We start from the raw sequence: 16,164 nt of genomic DNA, 5'->3' as shown, positions 1-16,164 counted from the left end.
TGTGATCGTTACCGGAGGGTTCCCATGGAACTTGATCCTCTTATTCTATCGCGAATCCAGTTCGCGTTCGTGGTGTCATTTCACGCCATTTTTCCGGTGTTTACCATCGGCCTCGCTTCTTACATTGCGGTACTTGAGGGCCTGGCCTTCAAAACCGAGAACCCGGTTTGGGTTAAGCTATCGGCCTTCTGGACCAAGGTGTTTGCCGTGGTGTTCGGCATGGGGGTGGTATCAGGCATCGTGATGTCGTTCCAGTTCGGGACCAACTGGAGTAACTTCGCCCAGGCCTCTGCTAATTTCCTTGGCCCAATCCTGAGTTATGAGGTGGTCACGGCGTTCTTCCTTGAGGCGGCGTTCCTCGGCGTGCTCCTGTTTGGTCGCGACAAGGTGCCCGCTGGTGTTCACCTTTTTGCCGCTATCATGGTTGCCACCGGCACCTTCATTTCGTCGTTCTGGATTCTCTCGGCGAATAGCTGGATGCAGACTCCGGCCGGCACCGAACTTCGCGACGGCGTGTTCTACGTCACCTCCTGGAGCGAGGCGATCTTCAATCCCTCTTTCCCCTATCGCTTCGCCCACATGGCACTGGCTTCTTTCCTTACCGGCGGCTTTGTGGTGGCCGGGGTGAGCGCCTGGTACCTGCTGCGCGGTCGCGAGGTTGAAGCCAACAAAAAGGCACTGTCCATGTGCCTTTGGCTGTTGCTGTTCATTGCGCCTGCCCAGGCAGTTCTGGGGGATTTCCACGGCCTGAACACTCTTGAGCACCAGCCGACCAAAGTCGCGGCCATGGAAGGTAACTGGGAAACCTCCCGCAATGTGCCGTTGCTGCTGTTCGCCATTCCCGATCAGGAAAACCAGCGCAACCTGTTCGAGATTGGCATTCCGAGTCTTGCCAGTTTCATCCTCACCCACGAATGGGACGGTGAAGTACCGGGCGTAAGCGCGGTGCCGGTTGAAGAGCAGCCGCCCGTCGCAATCGTGTTCTGGTCGTTCCGCATCATGGTGGGCATTGGCTTGCTGATGATCGCCTTCGCGTTTACTGGACTGGTTCTGCGTGCCGGCGGTCGATACTGGCGCACCAACTGGTTCCTGCAGGGCATGCGCTTTATGAGCATTGCGCCCTTCTTTGCGGTGCTGACCGGCTGGTTCGTGACCGAGGTAGGTCGGGCGCCCTGGCTGGTGTACGGCCAGATGACCCAGGCCGAAGCCCTGACCCCGTCACTGACCGGTGGTATGGCTCTGTTCACACTTATCGGCTATGTCGTGGTGTACGCTCTGGTGTTCTCTGCCGGCGTGTATTACCTGATGCGTGTGCTTTATGTCGGTCTCGAAGACCAGGATGAAGATGAGCACGAGGCAGAACGGCCGAAACGTCCGTTCTCTGCCGCACACGTGCCTTTTGAGATTGATGAAGACCAGCATCACGGTAAACCGGCCAGCCAGGGAGGTCACTGATTATGGAACTGTTTGATCTGCCTCTTATCTGGGCATTCATTATTGGCTTCGGCATCATCATGTATGTGTTGATGGACGGCTTCGATCTGGGCGTCGGAATTCTCTTTCCTTTCGCCCCGAATGAGGAAGCCCGGGACACCATGATGAACTCGGTGGCGCCGGTATGGGACGGCAACGAAACCTGGCTGGTGCTGGGTGGTGCCGGCCTTCTTGCTGCGTTCCCGATGGTGTATTCCATCTTCCTGCCGGCACTGTACATTGGTGTGTTCCTGCTGCTGGCCGGGCTGATCTTCCGGGGCGTGGCGTTCGAGTTCCGGTTCAAGGCCCGCACCTCCCGCTATCTGTGGAACTGGGCTTTCGCGGGCGGTTCAACCGTTGCGTCCTTTGCCCAGGGCGCTGTCGTCGGCGCCTATATCCAGGGTTTCGAAACCGCCAACGGCGTTTATGTGGGCGGCGCGCTGGACTGGCTTACGCCATTCACCGTTCTCACGGGCCTCGGGATGCTGGCCGGCTACGCCCTGCTGGGTTCCACCTGGCTAATCATGAAAACCGAGGGTTACCTGCAGCAGTGGGCCTACAAGATCACCGTGCCTCTGCTGCTGGCGGTGCTGGTTGTCTTTGGCATCATTGGAGTCTGGACGCCGTTCGTGGACGAAATGGTCCGTGAGCGCTGGTTCTCTAACCTGAGTATCATCTGGGTTCTGCCAGTCCTGACCCTGCTTTGTGCTATTCAGATCTACCGTTCAGTACGTGATCGCCGGGACGGCATGCCGTTTGTGGCTACCATGGGGCTGTTCATCACCACCTATCTGGGTCTGGTAGTCAGCCGCTGGCCTTATGTGGTTCCACCGGAATACACGCTCTGGGAAGCCGCGTCCGCCTACGAATCCCAGCTGTTCCTGCTGTTGGGCCTGTTGTTCGTGATCCCGATCGTGCTGGTGTACACCGCCTGGACCTACTGGGTCTTCCGCGGCAAGGTGCGCGCCGGAGAGGGATACCACTGAGTGGCGGAGTCACTGGCCAATGATGGCGGGGGAGATTCCCCCGCCACTGACCAGAAAGCCGTCAAAGGCTGGCTTGCGCAGCTTGCCCTCGGCAATCGCCTCTGGATCCGCAGTGCTGTTGCTGCGGGCACAGTGGCCGGCATAGCGACCATCATCCAGATGGTGTTGTTGGCCCGGATAATTCATCTGGGCGTGATTGACGAGGTCCCTATCGCGGACCTCACTCCCCTCTTCCTTGGGCTCATTCTCGCACTGGTGGTTCGGGCACTTGGCCAGGGCTTTCAGACGCGTTTTGCTGCCCGTTGCAGTGAACAGGTACGGCGGGATGCCAGGCGTCAGCTCCACAAACACTGGCAGGCCACCGGCCCGGTAGAGCTGGGCCAATCCTCCGCAGGCACCCTTGCCCGGGAATGGATTGACCACGTGGAAGCACTGCACGGTTATTTCGCCCGTTTTCTGCCGCAAATGACGCTGTCGATGATCGTGCCCCTGCTGATCCTCGTTCTCGTGTTCTGGCTGGACTGGCTGGCCGGTATTTTCCTGCTGTTGTCTGCACCGCTGATTCCGCTGTTCATGGCGCTGGTGGGCATGGGCGCGGAAAAACTTAACCAACAGCACTTCGAGACCATCAGCCGGCTCTCCGGACAGTTTCTGGACAAGGTGCGCGGGCTAACCACCCTCCAGTTGTTTGGCCAGACGACGGGTGCTGCAGAACTCATTCGCAAACGGTCCGATCACTATCGGCGCGTTACCATGAAAACGCTGCGGATTGCGTTTCTCTCGTCCGCGGTCCTGGAGTTCTTTGCCTCAGTGGCCATTGCCGTTATCGCCATTTACATCGGTTTTGGTTTGCTGGGCTACATCACCTATGGCCCGTCCGAAGATATCACGCTGTTTTCCGGGCTTCTGATTCTGTTGCTGGCCCCGGAGTTCTTCCAGCCCTTACGGACGCTGTCACAGCATTATCACGATCGCGCCGCCGCCATGGGTGCCGGAACAGAAATTCTTGAACGGCTTGGTTCGCCAGCGCACTTCGACACGTCTACAGATGGCAACCCGGTAGCAGGGGCGGATGATCGCATTGAGTTGCGGTCCGTCAGTAAACGCTTTCGGTCGGATCAGCCCGTGATTCAGGATCTGGCGCTGACCATCCAAAAAGGCGAAGTGATTGCCCTCACCGGCCCCTCGGGCGGCGGCAAGTCTACCCTGCTGCATCTGCTGGCCGGTTTTATGGCACCGGATACCGGTGAGCTCCACCTGTTTGGCGAATCAGCGGGAAGTTTCCGGTTCGGCTGGCTGGGGCAGAAAGGCTTCCTGGTTCAGGGTACCTGGGCCGATAACCTCAGACTGACTACGCCAGATGCCTCCGATATTGCCATTGAAACCGCCCTGCGCAATGTCGGCCTTGGTTCCCTGCTGGACAGCCGGCAACAGGGCATCTACAGCCCGGTATCTGAGGAGGGCCAGGGCCTCTCCGGCGGACAGGCCCGGCGGCTGAGCCTGGCGCGTATTTTCCTGGCAGATTATGACCTGATTCTGCTGGATGAACCTACCGCGGGCCTCGACAGCGACAGTGAGGTGTTTGTGCTGGAGGCGCTGCACAAACTGGCGGTAGCCGGCAAGACCCTGATCTTCTCCACCCATCACCAGGCCTTGCTCACACTGGCAAACCGGGTTCTGCTGGTCTCCGGCGGGGAGGTTCGGGATGCGTGAGCTGAAACCGTGGCTGGAGCTGATCTTAAAGCGGCCCGGACGCCTGGTGGTCGGTGGTTTTCTGATTCTCGCTACCCTGCTCTCCGGCATCGCGCTGTTGGCTGTGTCTGGCTGGTTCCTTACCAAAACGGCGCTGGTGGGATTGCTCCTGGCTGCCGGGGTGGCGGCCACTATCAACCTTTACGTGCCCGGTGGCGCTATCCGGTTTTTCGCTGTGTCCCGAACAGTGTTCCGGTATCTGGAACGGGTATATAACCACGATACGGTTCTGAGACTGCTTACAGATATTCGCGTGAACCTGTTCTCTCGGCTGTCCCGCGCCACGCGCGTACGCCGGGGAGAGCTGAGTGGCGCCCAGTGGCTCTCGCGCCTGACCAGCGATGTCGATGCCCTTGATACCCTGTACCTCCGGTTGATCGCGCCTACGGCTTTGGCTGGCCTGGTAACCCTCCTGGTGGTGGTGCTGGCAGCCATTCTGTTTGATGTTGGAACCGCTGTACTGGTGGGCCTGCTTCTTGTGATTGCCCTGGCGGTCGCGACGGTTGGTGTTTACCTCAGAACCTGGCAACTTGCGGCCCGGCAAAGCGACCGGCAGGAAGAATTGCGAACGGCGGTCATTGAACATATTGAAGGTTTCTCAGAACTAACTGCGGCCGGTCGCACTGGTAAACATGCTGCCTGGCTTATGCGCCAGGCCCATCAGGTAACCTCAGAGCAGGCAAAAACGGATACCCGCGTGGGCTGGCACCTGGCCGGAACCCATCTGCTGGTAAATCTCTCTGCGGTCCTGGCGCTCTGGGCGGGTTTTGCCCTGTTCCAGGCGGGCACGCTATCCGGGCCTGTGCTGGTTTTACTGCCCATTGCTCTGCTCGGACTGGCTGAGGTCTATGCCATGCTGCCTGATGCCTTTGGCAAGCTCGGAGCCACCATCGCTTCCGCGGCGCGGCTGAACCGCGATTGCCGCAAAGAGGAACGGCAGGCTGTCAACGAAAAGCAAGAATTACCGCCGGAAACCGCCCTTCTTGCAGACAATATTGCGGTGAAGCACGCCGGTTACGCGCCGCTTTTCACGCGCTTCAATCTTGAGATTGAGGATGGCAAGCGCATCGGTATTCTGGGCCACTCCGGCAGTGGAAAGTCTTCACTCGCCGATGTGCTCGCAGGCCTTTTGCCGGTTGCTCAGGGAAGCCTGGCGCGGAGGGATTGCGTTTACCTGACCCAGAAAACCGTGCTATTTGAAGACACGTTGCGGGCCAACTTGTTACTGGGCTCTCCGGAGCCTTCGGAGACGGAACTCTGGAGCATGCTGGAGCAGATGGAACTGGCTGAGCGCTTCGCTACCGAACCGGATCAACTCGATACCTGGCTGGGCAGCGCCGGAAGCAGACTCTCAGGCGGCGAGGCAAGAAGAGTGGCACTGGCGCGGGTGTTACTGAATCCAGCTCCCCTGGTCATACTGGATGAGCCGTTCACTGGCCTGGATGCCGAGACCCGGTCGAGGATAGCAAAACGGATGGAATCGCTTCTGGAAGGGAAAACCGTGGTCAGTCTCGCACACGGGTCGGATGCCCTTCCGGGCACCGACCGTGTGATCTACCTGAGCGGTTAGCGGGTTTCGAGAACCTCAAACGTCAGTCCCGCCTTGCTGGTAAGCCTGTCCATCAGCTTGCCATCCAGCAGAGAAGACGGTGTCCAGAACCCACCCGGCTGATCCGCCGGAATATCGAACGCCAGGCACATGCCCGCTTCGCCCAGCATCTTGCCGGTGGAACCGTAGCCCGGATCCTGATCCCCGGTCACTTTGGTGATGATGGTCTTGCCGTCCTCGGTGCGACCAACAAAGCGCAGATCATAAAAACCGGCTTTCTGGGCTTCGGGGCTTGGGCCTTCGCCCGGCTGAGGGACAAACTTCTCAACCAGCCAGCGAGTCGGTTTGATCGCCGAGGCGGTAAAGAACGCCGCCAGGCCGCCGGTGATCGCATAAGCAGCCAGCCGGCCCTTGGTGCCACGACCGGTCATCATGGCTTCATCGTAGGTAAATTCCTTGCCGTACCGCGCGTTCTGCATGGCATTGGAGCGATGAACCACCCGTGTATTGATGGCGCCCATCACGAAGGGAGCAAGCCAGGCGTTGAACGTCTTATCAAACTCGGCGCCCTTGAGGCTGGGCTGCCGGGTCTTGGAGCGATGTTCCGGCGGGCAGATGGAAAACGGGTTGGCCAGCTCCTTGCGCAGCTTCGGATCCGCCGCCGCTTCCTTCGCCACATTCATCATGGAGGCAACCGTACCGCCGGAGAACTCGCCCTTGGCGGTCTTGACCCGCATGCGGACATCCTGGCAAGGCATCCCGAACGTCTGCTCCGCCTGATTCTGCAGGAACCAGACGCCCATGTCAGAAGGAATCGAGTCGAAACCGCAACAGTGGACAATGCGCGCTCCGGAGGTTTTCGCCTCCGCCTCGTAACGCTCCACCATCTTGCGAATCCATTGAACTTCGCCGGTGAGATCGCAATAGTCCGTACCAGTCTGTACGCAAGCCTTGACCAGCGGCTCGCCGTAAAGCGCATAAGGGCCGACCGTGGATATAATCACGCGGGTCTGCTCACACATGGACTTGAGGGCTGCGTCGTCGGCGGCATCGGCAAGAATCACCGGCAGATCCCTGGCTTTGTCGCCAAGGCTGCTCTTCAGCGTGTTGAGCTTGCTCTCGGAGCGTCCGGCAATCGCCCATTTTACCGATTGGCCTACACCGTAGGTCTCGAGCAAGTAACGGGTAAGAATCTGGCCGACGAAGCTGGTGGCACCGAACACCACCAGATCATGGGCTGTTTCTGCGGATTTGGTCATTGCTCTTCCTTAGTAAACAGTGATGACAACAGAAATTGATAACGAATCAATGGTATTTCAGCGGAGCCCGGCAACCGCTTTCTCGCCCATCAGACGCATGAATACGGCAACACCCAGGCCCCAGAAACCGTTGAGGAGCAAGCCGCCCACCCAGGTCTGGGCCGAGACATCTAGCCCTTTCAGGGGGAATACAACCAGCATGGCGACTGCTGTGGGACCTACAGCCCCTACAATGACATGCCCCAGCCAGAACTTCACCCCTGCCAGGCGCCCAAGAATCAGCCACAACAACATTCCCCAAAGGCCACCAAAGAACGCCAGTGACACAACCTGGGGCACACCCAGCGGCGGCACCGGTGACAGGTTGAAGGGCGCTGCGGGCACGATGCCCCCAAGCCAGAACAGTGCGAACAGGCCCTGATGAAACACCAGGGTTGCGAGAAAACCACTTGCAAACGCCTTGAACCAAACCATGAACAATCCTCTGTTGGTATGAATAGTCGGCCTTAACCCGTTGATTCTGCGTAGCTCATTGAACAACTGCAACCAATGTTAACAGTTTTGAGCGCTCGTTCTACTTTCCCGGCAACACCGGTAAATCCGTCTTCACGGCCAATCGTTTGTCATACTGCTTGGGGCACACTGGCAGGCAGAGCAAGAAAACGATTTCCGGAGGTTCGAATTGATCACCTTTTTAACAGTCTTGAGCATCCTGCTTGTCCTGTTCAGCGGCTTTGTCTGCTGGCAGGTTCTTGAACAGCGCAAAGTGATCGCCCGAATGATGGAGAACGACGATATCGCAGATTCCGAGCAGGAACCGGAGCTGGTTATTACGCTTCGGGTACTGGATCCGATTGCCCTGGCCAAGCGGGAGTCACGCTCTGCCCGAGTGCTTGCCGACAAACTCCCCGTGATGGTTCGCAAAATGGTGTACCAGGAAGTGATGAAAGAACTTGAGGAAGAGATGACAGAGCGCGAAATCGACGTGGATATGCAGATTGAGTATCGATGATCGCAATGTGTGAATGGAGGGCCCCATCATGAACCTGGCCGCAATCGTATTGTTGCTGCTACTGGCCTTTTGCGGATTCTGCATCGCCTACTGGCAGCTGCTGCTCTGTCGCCGTGAAGCACGGATTCTCAATTCCCACCGTGTGTCGGCGCACAGTGCCATCCAGAAAAGCAGAATGGATCTTCTCGAGGTCCGGAACCGGGCGCGGTTGCTGGAGGACTCGGTTTCGGGTGGCGCGAGCGCCGTAGAAAAGCTGCACAAAGCAATCTCGAACACGACTTTCGGGCTGATTGATCTGTTCTCGAAGGATGAAGAGTTCCGGCAGACTGCCCGCAAAGCTCGGGCCACCCATGACCAGAAGAGTCAACAGATCTACAAGACCGTGCGCACAACCAACAAGGCCCTGCACATCCTCGCCGATACCCTGATCATCGGGAAAGCAGAAAGGCGGCTCGCCTCCCGCAAGAGCGGCAAGGCTCAGGGTTCCGACGACGGTCAATGAAATTCGGGGGTTAACGCCTTTCCAGGCATTTCAGAACCACGTCGACTGTCACCACCAGTGATTCGAGCGAAGCAGCCTTCTCAAGGCCCTCCGAGTTGGCCCGATAAAGATGGGGTGTCATGGCCAGGAGATCGGCGATGCTGTCCTGGTCCGGAAGACTCAACGGGAACCTTAGCACGGTCGAATCCAGGGTCCGGAAGCCCTCGGGATCAACTATCTCAGTGTCTGCGGGTGGTTTCAGTTCGGGATAAATGATTTCACGCAGTTCCCGAAGATGGTCTGCACCGGCATCCACCTGCATCACCTTCCCGCCAGTCTTGAGCACTCTGGCGAACTCGCTGTAAACCGGAAAACCGAACAGGCAAAGCACGAGATCCAGGGATTCTGGCAGTATTGGCAGGTTGGCATTGCTGCCAACCACCCACCGGGTCTGTTTGTCCTGTTTGGCCGCGGCCAGAACCGCCCACTTGGAGATGTCGACGCCGATCATGGAGATATCTCTGGCGCCAGCCAAGCTCGCGAGGTGTCGAAGGTAATAACCTTCACCAGAGCCTGCGTCCAGAATCGATCCAGTGCCCTCGCTCGGGAGCCACTGCAATACCTGATTGCTCACAGCCTCGGCGATCTTTGTGTAGAACCCTGCATTCAGAAACCGTTGTCTGGCTGCGACCATTTCCTTGCTATCACCCGGGTCCAGGGAACGTTTCTTTTGAACGGGTAACAGATGCACGTAGCCCTGCCGGGCAACGTCGAAGCTGTGTCCGTTCTCGCAACGCCAGGTCTTTTCGCTGGGCGCCAGTGGGCAGCCGTCCAGTGGGCAGGCTAAGGCATCAAACGGCATTGTGGTCATGGTTTGTATATCCGGTTCAACCGTGGGGGTCAGATATCATGGCAGGTATTCTGGCTTCACCCAAAAGAAAAAGGCACCCGAAGGTGCCTTTTCTCAAGCCAGGCAGAAAGTTACAGAACTTTCTTCAGCTCTTCTTCAAGCTGCGGAACGGCTTCGAACAGGTCCGCTACCAGACCATAATCAGCAACCTGGAAGATCGGTGCTTCTTCATCCTTGTTGATCGCAACGATCACCTTGGAATCGGACATACCGGCCAGATGCTGGATGGCACCGGAAATACCCACAGCGATGTACAGCTGCGGAGCAACAATCTTACCGGTCTGGCCAACCTGCATGTCGTTCGGCACGAAACCGGCATCGACAGCAGCACGGGATGCGCCAACCGCAGCACCCATCAGATCGGCTACCTGCTCCAGCATCTTGAAATTGTCACCGTTCTGCATGCCGCGACCACCGGAAACCACGATACCGGCGCTTGCCAGATCAGGGCGGTCGGACTTGGCCAGCTCTTCGCTAACGAACTGGGACAGGCCAGCGTCTTTTACAACGTCCAGCTGTTCAACGGCAGCGGAGCCACCTTCAGCAGCAACCGGGTCGAACGCAGTCGGACGAACAGTAACGACTTTGATGCTGTCACTGGATTTTACAGTGGCAATGGCGTTACCAGCGTAGATCGGGCGAACGAAGGTGTCTTCGGACTCCACGCGCATGATGTCGGAAACCTGGGCAACGTCCAGCAGCGCAGCAACGCGCGGCATGAAGTCTTTGCCCACGGTGCCAGCGGCGGCGAGAATATGGCTGTAGCCCTTGCCTACTTCGGCAACCAGCTCACCCAGGTTTTCGCCCAGGAAGTGACCATAAGCAGCGTTGTCGGCAACCAGCACCTTGTTAACGCCTTCGGCCTTCGCAGCTGCTTCAGCAACGGCACCACAGTTCTCACCGGCAACCAGTACGTCGATGTCTCCGCCGATGGCCTTGGCAGCCGCTACAACATTCAGGGTAGCCTGTTTCAGGCTGCTGTTGTCATGTTCAGCAATTACAAGGATGCTCATTTAGATCACCTTCGCTTCGTTCTTCAGTTTATCGACCAGCTCGGCAACGTCGGCCACTTTCACACCCGCCTGACGGGAAGCAGGCGCTTCAACCTTCAGGGTGGAAAGGCGCGGAGCGATGTCGACACCCAGATCAGCCGGGCTCATGTTGTCCAGCGGCTTCTTCTTCGCCTTCATGATGTTCGGCAGAGAAGCGTAGCGCGGCTCGTTCAGACGCAGGTCGGTAGTGACAACCGCAGGCAGGTTCAGAGCAACGGTCATCAGACCACCGTCTACCTCGCGGGTTACGTTAACCTTGTCGCCCTCAACAACCACTTCGGAAGCGAAAGTACCCTGACCCATGCCGGTCAGCGCAGCCAGCATCTGGCCAGTCTGGTTGTTATCGGAATCGATGGACTGCTTGCCAAGAATGACCAGCTTCGGCTCTTCTTTCTCAACAACAGCCTTGAGCAGCTTGGCCGCTTCGAGAGACTGAACCTCCTCGTCCGTTTCGACGTGGATACCACGGTCAGCACCCAGCGCCAGCGCAGTACGAATCTGCTCCTGGGAGGCTTTCGGGCCAATGGATACCACCACGATTTCACTGGCAACACCCTTCTCTTTCAGGCGAACGGCTTCTTCTACCGCGATTTCGCAGAACGGGTTCATTGCCATCTTGACGTTGGCGAGGTCAACACCGGTGTTGTCCGGCTTGACGCGCACCTTTACGTTGTAGTCGATTACTCGTTTTACAGCGACCAGAACCTTCATAGATTCCTCGTTCTTCTACGATGGGTTTATGACTTGCAGTCCTCGCGCAGAGCCTGCCGAAATTCAATGCGCACTAATGATGGAGGCAACACACGGCAGAATCAATAGCCTCAAACGACGCGCCAGGACTGAACTTTCAGCCAATTCCCCGGTATTGACCGGGAACGGCAATGAGACGATACTAGATTTCGACTCAAAACACACGGTGTTTCAGTGTGCTCTTACAATGCCAAAGGTCAGAGTGAATTTCAAACAAACGTTTGTTTGATTCTTCAAATACGGTATCCTTTTGGTTATGCAAGTCGGGACAAACGGCTTGGGGCGGTCGTCTATACGCAGTTTTACCGGTATGATGGCGGCCCAGAATAATTGGCCTGCGGGCACATAATATCCATTAAAGATGTTTGAGGAGACCAACGTGGAACGCGAATCGATGGAATTTGATGTTCTGATCGTCGGCGGCGGCCCGGCGGGCCTGTCGGCAGCGTGCCGTGTCATGCAACTGGCACAGGAAGCTGGCGAGGAACTCACCGTATGCGTTGTAGAGAAAGGTTCTGAGATCGGCGCCCACATTCTGGCCGGTACCGTATTCGAGCCCACTGCCCTCAACGAACTCTTCCCGGACTGGAAAGAGAAAGGCGCTCCGCTCAACACGCCCGTTACCCGGGACGACATTTTCCTGCTGAAGAACCAGGACAGCGCCACCAAGATCCCGAATGCGTTTGTGCCCAAGAACATGCACAACCATGGCAACTACATTATCAGCCTGGGTAACCTGTGCCGCTGGCTCGCCGAACAGGCCGAACAGCTTGGCGTTGAGGTGTATCCCGGCTTTGCCGCGTCCGAAACCATCATTGAAGACGGTCAGGTAAAAGGCATCATTACCGGCGATATGGGCGTGGCCCGCGACGGTTCCGAAAAAGACGGCTACATGCCCGGCATGGAACTGCGCGCGAAGTACACCCTGTTCACCGAGGGCTGCCGCGGTCACCTGGGCAAGCGCCTGATCAACGAGTTCAAGCTTGATGAAGGCAAAGACCCGCAGCACTACGGTATCGGTATCAAGGAACTGTGGGATATTGATCCGGCCAAACACGAGCCGGGCCTCGTAGTTCATACCACCGGCTGGCCCCTGAAAGAAACTGGCTCCACCGGTGGCTCTTTCCTGTATCACCTCGAGAATGGCCAGGTATATGTGGGCTTGATCACCGATCTGTCTTACAGCAACCCGCATCTGAGCCCGTTTGAGGAATTTCAGCGGCTGAAGCTGCATCCGGAAATCAAGAAACACCTGGAAGGCGGCAAGCGCGTTTCCTACGGCGCCCGTGCAATTACCAAGGGTGGCTACAACGCTCTGCCCAAGATGAGCTTCCCGGGTGGTCTCCTGCTGGGCTGTGACGCGGGCACGCTGAACGGTTCCAAGATCAAGGGCTCCCACACCGCCATGAAGTCCGGCATGTTGGGCGCCGAGGCAGTTTTCGAAGCGCTGAAGGACGGCAAGAGCGGCGAAGAGATCAGCAGCTTCCAGAAGAAATTTGAAGACAGCTGGCTGTTCAAGGAGCTATACGCAGAGCGTAACTTCGGCCCGGCGATGCACAAGTTCGGCAATATAGTCGGTGGCGCCATCGCCTACTTTGAGCAGAACATCCTGCGCGGCAGCCTGCCGATTACCTTCCACGATACCACTCCGGATTATGCCACCATGAAGCCGGCAGCCGAGTGCAAGAAGGTGACCTATCCCAAGCCGGATAACACCCTGACCTTCGATCGTCTGTCCTCGGTGTTCATTTCAAACACCAACCACGAGGAAGATCAGCCGGTTCACCTTAAACTGACCGATCCGGAACTTCCGATCCGCGACAACCTGCCTAAATACGATGAGCCTGCGCAGCGCTACTGCCCGGCTGGTGTTTATGAAGTTGTCGAGAAAGACGATGGCGGCGGAAAGCGCTTCCAGATCAACGCCCAGAACTGTGTTCACTGCAAGACCTGCGACATCAAGGATCCTGCACAGAACATTAACTGGGTAACTCCGGAAGGGGGCGGTGGCCCGAATTATCCGAACATGTAAGTCCGGATTCCGGTAGAAAACGGCCCCTCGCGGGCCGTTTTTTTGGCATAAAAAAACGGCTCCCGAGGGAACCGTTTTTCGTTGCGCTTCAGAAAAGCTTAGTGAGCGTGGCCGTGCTCTTGCTCTTCGTCAGTCGCGTCGCGAGCTTCTACCACTTCTACGTCGAAGTGCAGAGTCTGGCCAGCGAGCGGATGGTTGGCGTCGATGGTGACGGTTTCGTCGCCAACTTCTACCACACGAACGACCTGGGGGCCGCCCGGGGTCTGCGCCTGGAACTGCATGCCCGGCTCGATGGTATCGACGCCTTCAAATGCAGAACGCGGAACCGGCTGGATCAGCTCTTCGTTAACTTCGCCGTAGCCTTCGCCAGGTTCTACAGACACCTTGACCTGATCGCCTGCGTTCTTTTCGTTCAGTGCACTTTCCAGTCCACCGATAATGTTCTGTGCACCTTCCAGGTAAGACAGAGGCTCACGACCTTCTACACGGGAGGAATCAAGCTGCTCTCCCTGATCGTTGGTGAGCGTGTAATGGATGGTGACAACACGAGGTTGGGCCATGTGATCTCCTTGCGTGTCCGCAATGACTGTTTAATTGATTTAGGCAATCGAAAGTGATCGTGAACAGCCAGACTGCACAGAGGGACTAACGACCACCGGGCCTCGTTAGAGAGCCAGGCTCATAACAAGTATGAAAACACAGTTTAACAACTGAGCTAATGCGTTTTCTACCGTAATTCTGGGGTCGCGGTACGGGTTTTCAACCACCCTGCCCGATTTTGTAGAAAATTCCGTGGCTGAATACCCCAAGAACCGGGTGTCCGTCTTCATTCCGTTCCACAACATGCTCCGCCAGGTCGTAATAGGCTGCGGTTACCAGTCGCGCTTCGACCCCATGGCGAACCTTTACCACGGGTCTTGGCTCATCGGAGCCCGGATAGGTGGTCACTTCCAGTGGATGGTCCTGGCCAATCTCGAGGGTTTCGCCGACATTGGTGGTCAGGGAAATGACCTGCCGGTCGCTCTCTCCAGTCACGGTCAGGGAATGGGCGAGCAACGGCGCATCCTCGACTTGGATGCGCCACTTTTCAACGGGCGTCACCAGGTAGTATTCGCCGTCGCTTTCCCGGCGGAGAATGGTGGAAAACAGACGTACAATCGCTTCTCGAGCCAGCGGCTCGCCTTTGAAGATCCACTGACCATCGCGGCTGATGCGAAGATCCATATCCCCGGAAAGCTCGGGGTCCCACTGATCAATGGGTGGATTCCCGGCCTTCTTCACGGTTTCCTCCACCTGCTTTGCAAGATTATCCGGATTCATGCTCATAACGGTGGCTCCCGGCCATCTGAATTACAACCCGCGCATCCACTCCGCGCGCAACGGTGCTGCACCGGGGTTGGTAATCGCGAGGTTTACCTGGTCCAGCATTTTCTGCTTGTCACGGTCCAGCGTGCCTTTCAGCACGAGGTAATTTGAAGCGTGATCACTGCGGAAGATGGTCTTATCCAGCTCAAGATGCTCCAGGAAGAGGCGTATCTCTTCAAAAAGCCCTTTTGGGGACAGCGGGACGAAATCGTCTCCGAAGCCCTCCCGGAAACGTTCTTCTCCCTGTGGGAAACTGACCACGAGGGTGGAAAGATAATCCGGCTGTGTCTCGTTGCAGAGCGTTGCGGTATTGATCGCGTGCTGGCGCGAAAGGTTTTCTCCGCCCAGCCCATTCAGCACCATGACAGAGCTCGTAAGACCCGCTTCACGGATTTTCAGCAGTGCCGAGCGGGTGGATTCCCAGGTTTCGCCCTTGTTAACCCGGCGCAGGATTTCATCATCGCCGGATTCCATACCGACATAGAGAATTTCAAGGCCTGCATCCTTCAGTTGAGCCAGTTCTTCCACGGTCTTTTTCGCGAGGTTGCGGGGCAGACAGTAGCTGGAAACCCGCTGAAGATCCGGAAAAGCCTCCCTGAGCTGACCCAGTATTTCCAACAGGCGACGGGTCGGCAATACCATTGCATCACCGTCTGCCAGAAAAACCCGGCGCACGCCACCCAGGCTGCGAGCCGCATTACGGATGTCCTGGAGCACATCTTCAGGCTTGCGGGCCCGGAATTTCTTTTGCGCCTGCGTATACATCTCGTTGCTATAACTATAAAAACTATCCCAATCGAGTGAGTGAGTGCGTGAATGCTCATTTTCTATATTAGTACCTGTACTAAACATGAATACTAAAACTCTCGTTGGGACTACCTACCAAGATTGAGGACAAAGCCCGCTCGCCGCAAGAGGCGATAAAAAAGGATCTTATGCTCACCCAGTGGTCGCAAATCGAACATTACGACGGGATATTTGACAAGATTTCCTGCACAGAGCTCTATCATTTCGCATATTCGTGTTTTGAGTAGACATAAATCCTAGGGTAGGCTCAACTGAAATCACCATGCTCAATTTTTTGAAGCACCGACGCTATCCAGCAACAACCGTCAGGGGTACCCAGCAGGTCGCAAGGTCTTTCATCTTCAAGCCCTGGAATCGGGCGCTGGATCCACTCCAGTGCTTGTTCCCGAGATTCCAAGATTCGTATCGACTGATGAACAACGTCGACTGAGTGCCGCGTGATGACCAGTTCCAATCCAATCGGCACCATCCGTTCCCACTCTCGAAGCGTGTCTGGAATCGGGGCGTCTGGGTCACACTGGGACACGAGATCACCCAAGTTGTAGGATTTTCTTTCCGTCATCCAGATCCCTCCGACTTGGCATCAAAAGTCCATTGTAAGCGCCGTTAAATCGACCCACTTGCCCTAATCGTATTGAGCCACTTTTTTCAAAGCCAACAACTCGGCATTCCAGGGCAGCAAGGCTTCAAGCTTCTCCAGCGTGTCGGCCTTAGCAATTCGTTCCAGCACATGGTG

The 16,164-nt window shown here is 56.9% G+C and carries 15 protein-coding genes and 1 pseudogene; 7 read left to right on the top strand and 9 right to left on the bottom strand.

All coding sequences use genetic code 11. The features are described from left to right. Positions 1 to 24: 24 nt before the first annotated feature. From AC13E3_RS05900 to cydC, 4 genes are read left to right on the top strand one after another with little or no spacing between them, the layout of a single operon-like run. Positions 25 to 1,455, top strand: a complete 1,431-nt coding sequence (locus tag AC13E3_RS05900; RefSeq protein WP_482901813.1) for a cytochrome ubiquinol oxidase subunit I — start codon at positions 25 to 27, stop codon at positions 1,453 to 1,455. Between the two features lie 2 nt (positions 1,456 to 1,457). Further along, complete coding sequence (gene cydB, locus AC13E3_RS05895) at positions 1,458 to 2,459, top strand: cytochrome d ubiquinol oxidase subunit II (protein ID WP_482901812.1); 1,002 nt, start codon at positions 1,458 to 1,460, stop codon at positions 2,457 to 2,459. After that, the gene (gene cydD, locus AC13E3_RS05890) at positions 2,460 to 4,172 is read left to right on the top strand and encodes a thiol reductant ABC exporter subunit CydD (protein WP_482901811.1); all 1,713 of its coding nucleotides are present in this window, start codon (positions 2,460 to 2,462) and stop codon (positions 4,170 to 4,172) included. Further along, on the top strand, positions 4,165 to 5,781 hold the full coding sequence (cydC, locus tag AC13E3_RS05885) for a thiol reductant ABC exporter subunit CydC (RefSeq protein ID WP_482901810.1): 1,617 nt from the start codon (positions 4,165 to 4,167) through the stop codon (positions 5,779 to 5,781). Before cydD ends, cydC begins: the two co-directional genes overlap by 8 nt. Here cydC and AC13E3_RS05880 read toward each other — a convergent pair. Both AC13E3_RS05880 and AC13E3_RS05875 read right to left on the bottom strand, forming a co-directional pair. Then, a complete protein-coding gene (locus tag AC13E3_RS05880; protein WP_014577127.1) occupies positions 5,778 to 7,019 on the bottom strand; it encodes a saccharopine dehydrogenase family protein in 1,242 nt (413 codons plus the stop codon). The two genes, cydC and AC13E3_RS05880, sit on opposite strands and share 4 nt — an antisense overlap. A gap of 57 nt (positions 7,020 to 7,076) precedes the next feature. Next, complete coding sequence (locus tag AC13E3_RS05875; protein WP_014577128.1) at positions 7,077 to 7,493, bottom strand: hypothetical protein; 417 nt, start codon at positions 7,491 to 7,493, stop codon at positions 7,077 to 7,079. Between the two features lie 208 nt (positions 7,494 to 7,701). Between AC13E3_RS05875 and AC13E3_RS05870 the strand changes: the two genes are divergently transcribed. Together AC13E3_RS05870 and AC13E3_RS05865 are read left to right on the top strand one after the other, a co-directional pair. After that, positions 7,702 to 8,031 carry a hypothetical protein gene (locus AC13E3_RS05870; protein ID WP_041645222.1) on the top strand — a complete coding sequence of 110 codons (330 nt, stop codon included), beginning with the start codon at positions 7,702 to 7,704 and terminating at the stop codon, positions 8,029 to 8,031. Positions 8,032 to 8,059: 28 nt separating this feature from the next. After that, positions 8,060 to 8,533 (top strand): hypothetical protein, encoded by a 474-nt coding sequence (locus AC13E3_RS05865; protein ID WP_273071137.1) that lies wholly within the window; start codon positions 8,060 to 8,062, stop codon positions 8,531 to 8,533. Positions 8,534 to 8,543: 10 nt separating this feature from the next. Here AC13E3_RS05865 and AC13E3_RS05860 read toward each other — a convergent pair whose 3' ends face one another. From AC13E3_RS05860 to AC13E3_RS05850, 3 genes are all read right to left on the bottom strand, one after another. Further along, positions 8,544 to 9,383: a putative RNA methyltransferase gene (locus AC13E3_RS05860; protein WP_273071138.1), complete on the bottom strand. Its 840-nt coding sequence runs from the start codon at positions 9,381 to 9,383 to the stop codon at positions 8,544 to 8,546. 110 nt (positions 9,384 to 9,493) lie between these two features. Continuing rightward, a complete protein-coding gene (locus tag AC13E3_RS05855; RefSeq protein WP_069183602.1) occupies positions 9,494 to 10,435 on the bottom strand; it encodes an electron transfer flavoprotein subunit alpha/FixB family protein in 942 nt (313 codons plus the stop codon). After that, entirely contained in the window at positions 10,436 to 11,185 is a 750-nt protein-coding gene (locus AC13E3_RS05850) for an electron transfer flavoprotein subunit beta/FixA family protein (protein WP_008171627.1), read from the bottom strand. 418 nt (positions 11,186 to 11,603) lie between these two features. Between AC13E3_RS05850 and AC13E3_RS05845 the strand changes: the two genes are divergently transcribed. Beyond that, positions 11,604 to 13,256, top strand: a complete 1,653-nt coding sequence (locus AC13E3_RS05845; protein ID WP_092033721.1) for an electron transfer flavoprotein-ubiquinone oxidoreductase — start codon at positions 11,604 to 11,606, stop codon at positions 13,254 to 13,256. A 98-nt stretch (positions 13,257 to 13,354) separates the two neighbouring features. Here AC13E3_RS05845 and AC13E3_RS05840 read toward each other — a convergent pair whose 3' ends face one another. From AC13E3_RS05840 to AC13E3_RS05825, 4 genes and pseudogenes are all read right to left on the bottom strand, one after another. Next, on the bottom strand, positions 13,355 to 13,816 hold the full coding sequence (locus AC13E3_RS05840; protein ID WP_088557255.1) for an FKBP-type peptidyl-prolyl cis-trans isomerase: 462 nt from the start codon (positions 13,814 to 13,816) through the stop codon (positions 13,355 to 13,357). Between the two features lie 199 nt (positions 13,817 to 14,015). Further along, a complete protein-coding gene (locus AC13E3_RS05835; protein WP_014577134.1) occupies positions 14,016 to 14,582 on the bottom strand; it encodes a DUF1285 domain-containing protein in 567 nt (188 codons plus the stop codon). 24 nt (positions 14,583 to 14,606) lie between these two features. Continuing rightward, positions 14,607 to 15,389, bottom strand: a pseudogene (locus tag AC13E3_RS05830) (radical SAM protein); the annotation flags it as partial. A 286-nt stretch (positions 15,390 to 15,675) separates the two neighbouring features. Beyond that, positions 15,676 to 15,897 carry an antitoxin Xre/MbcA/ParS toxin-binding domain-containing protein gene (locus AC13E3_RS05825; RefSeq protein ID WP_482901828.1) on the bottom strand — a complete coding sequence of 74 codons (222 nt, stop codon included), beginning with the start codon at positions 15,895 to 15,897 and terminating at the stop codon, positions 15,676 to 15,678. Positions 15,898 to 16,164: the final 267 nt, after the last annotated feature.

The sequence above is a fragment of the Marinobacter sp. L-80 genome (assembly GCF_056859395.1).
This window is presented reverse-complemented; position numbering and strand designations above follow the sequence as displayed.

Bases quoted from the DNA above. Each gene is read 5' to 3' on its own strand.
- AC13E3_RS05900 (WP_482901813.1), top strand. From the start codon at position 25: ATGGAACTTGATCCTCTTATTCTATCGCGAATCCAGTTCGCGTTCGTG.
- cydB (WP_482901812.1), top strand. From the start codon at position 1,458: ATGGAACTGTTTGATCTGCCTCTTATCTGGGCATTCATTATTGGCTTC.
- cydC (WP_482901810.1), top strand. From the start codon at position 4,165: ATGCGTGAGCTGAAACCGTGGCTGGAGCTGATCTTAAAGCGGCCCGGA.
- AC13E3_RS05880 (WP_014577127.1), bottom strand. From the start codon at position 7,019: ATGACCAAATCCGCAGAAACAGCCCATGATCTGGTGGTGTTCGGTGCC.
- AC13E3_RS05875 (WP_014577128.1), bottom strand. From the start codon at position 7,493: ATGGTTTGGTTCAAGGCGTTTGCAAGTGGTTTTCTCGCAACCCTGGTG.
- AC13E3_RS05865 (WP_273071137.1), top strand. From the start codon at position 8,060: ATGAACCTGGCCGCAATCGTATTGTTGCTGCTACTGGCCTTTTGCGGA.
- AC13E3_RS05860 (WP_273071138.1), bottom strand. From the start codon at position 9,383: ATGACCACAATGCCGTTTGATGCCTTAGCCTGCCCACTGGACGGCTGC.
- AC13E3_RS05855 (WP_069183602.1), bottom strand. From the start codon at position 10,435: ATGAGCATCCTTGTAATTGCTGAACATGACAACAGCAGCCTGAAACAG.
- AC13E3_RS05850 (WP_008171627.1), bottom strand. From the start codon at position 11,185: ATGAAGGTTCTGGTCGCTGTAAAACGAGTAATCGACTACAACGTAAAG.
- AC13E3_RS05840 (WP_088557255.1), bottom strand. From the start codon at position 13,816: ATGGCCCAACCTCGTGTTGTCACCATCCATTACACGCTCACCAACGAT.
- AC13E3_RS05835 (WP_014577134.1), bottom strand. From the start codon at position 14,582: ATGAGCATGAATCCGGATAATCTTGCAAAGCAGGTGGAGGAAACCGTG.
- AC13E3_RS05825 (WP_482901828.1), bottom strand. From the start codon at position 15,897: ATGGTGCCGATTGGATTGGAACTGGTCATCACGCGGCACTCAGTCGAC.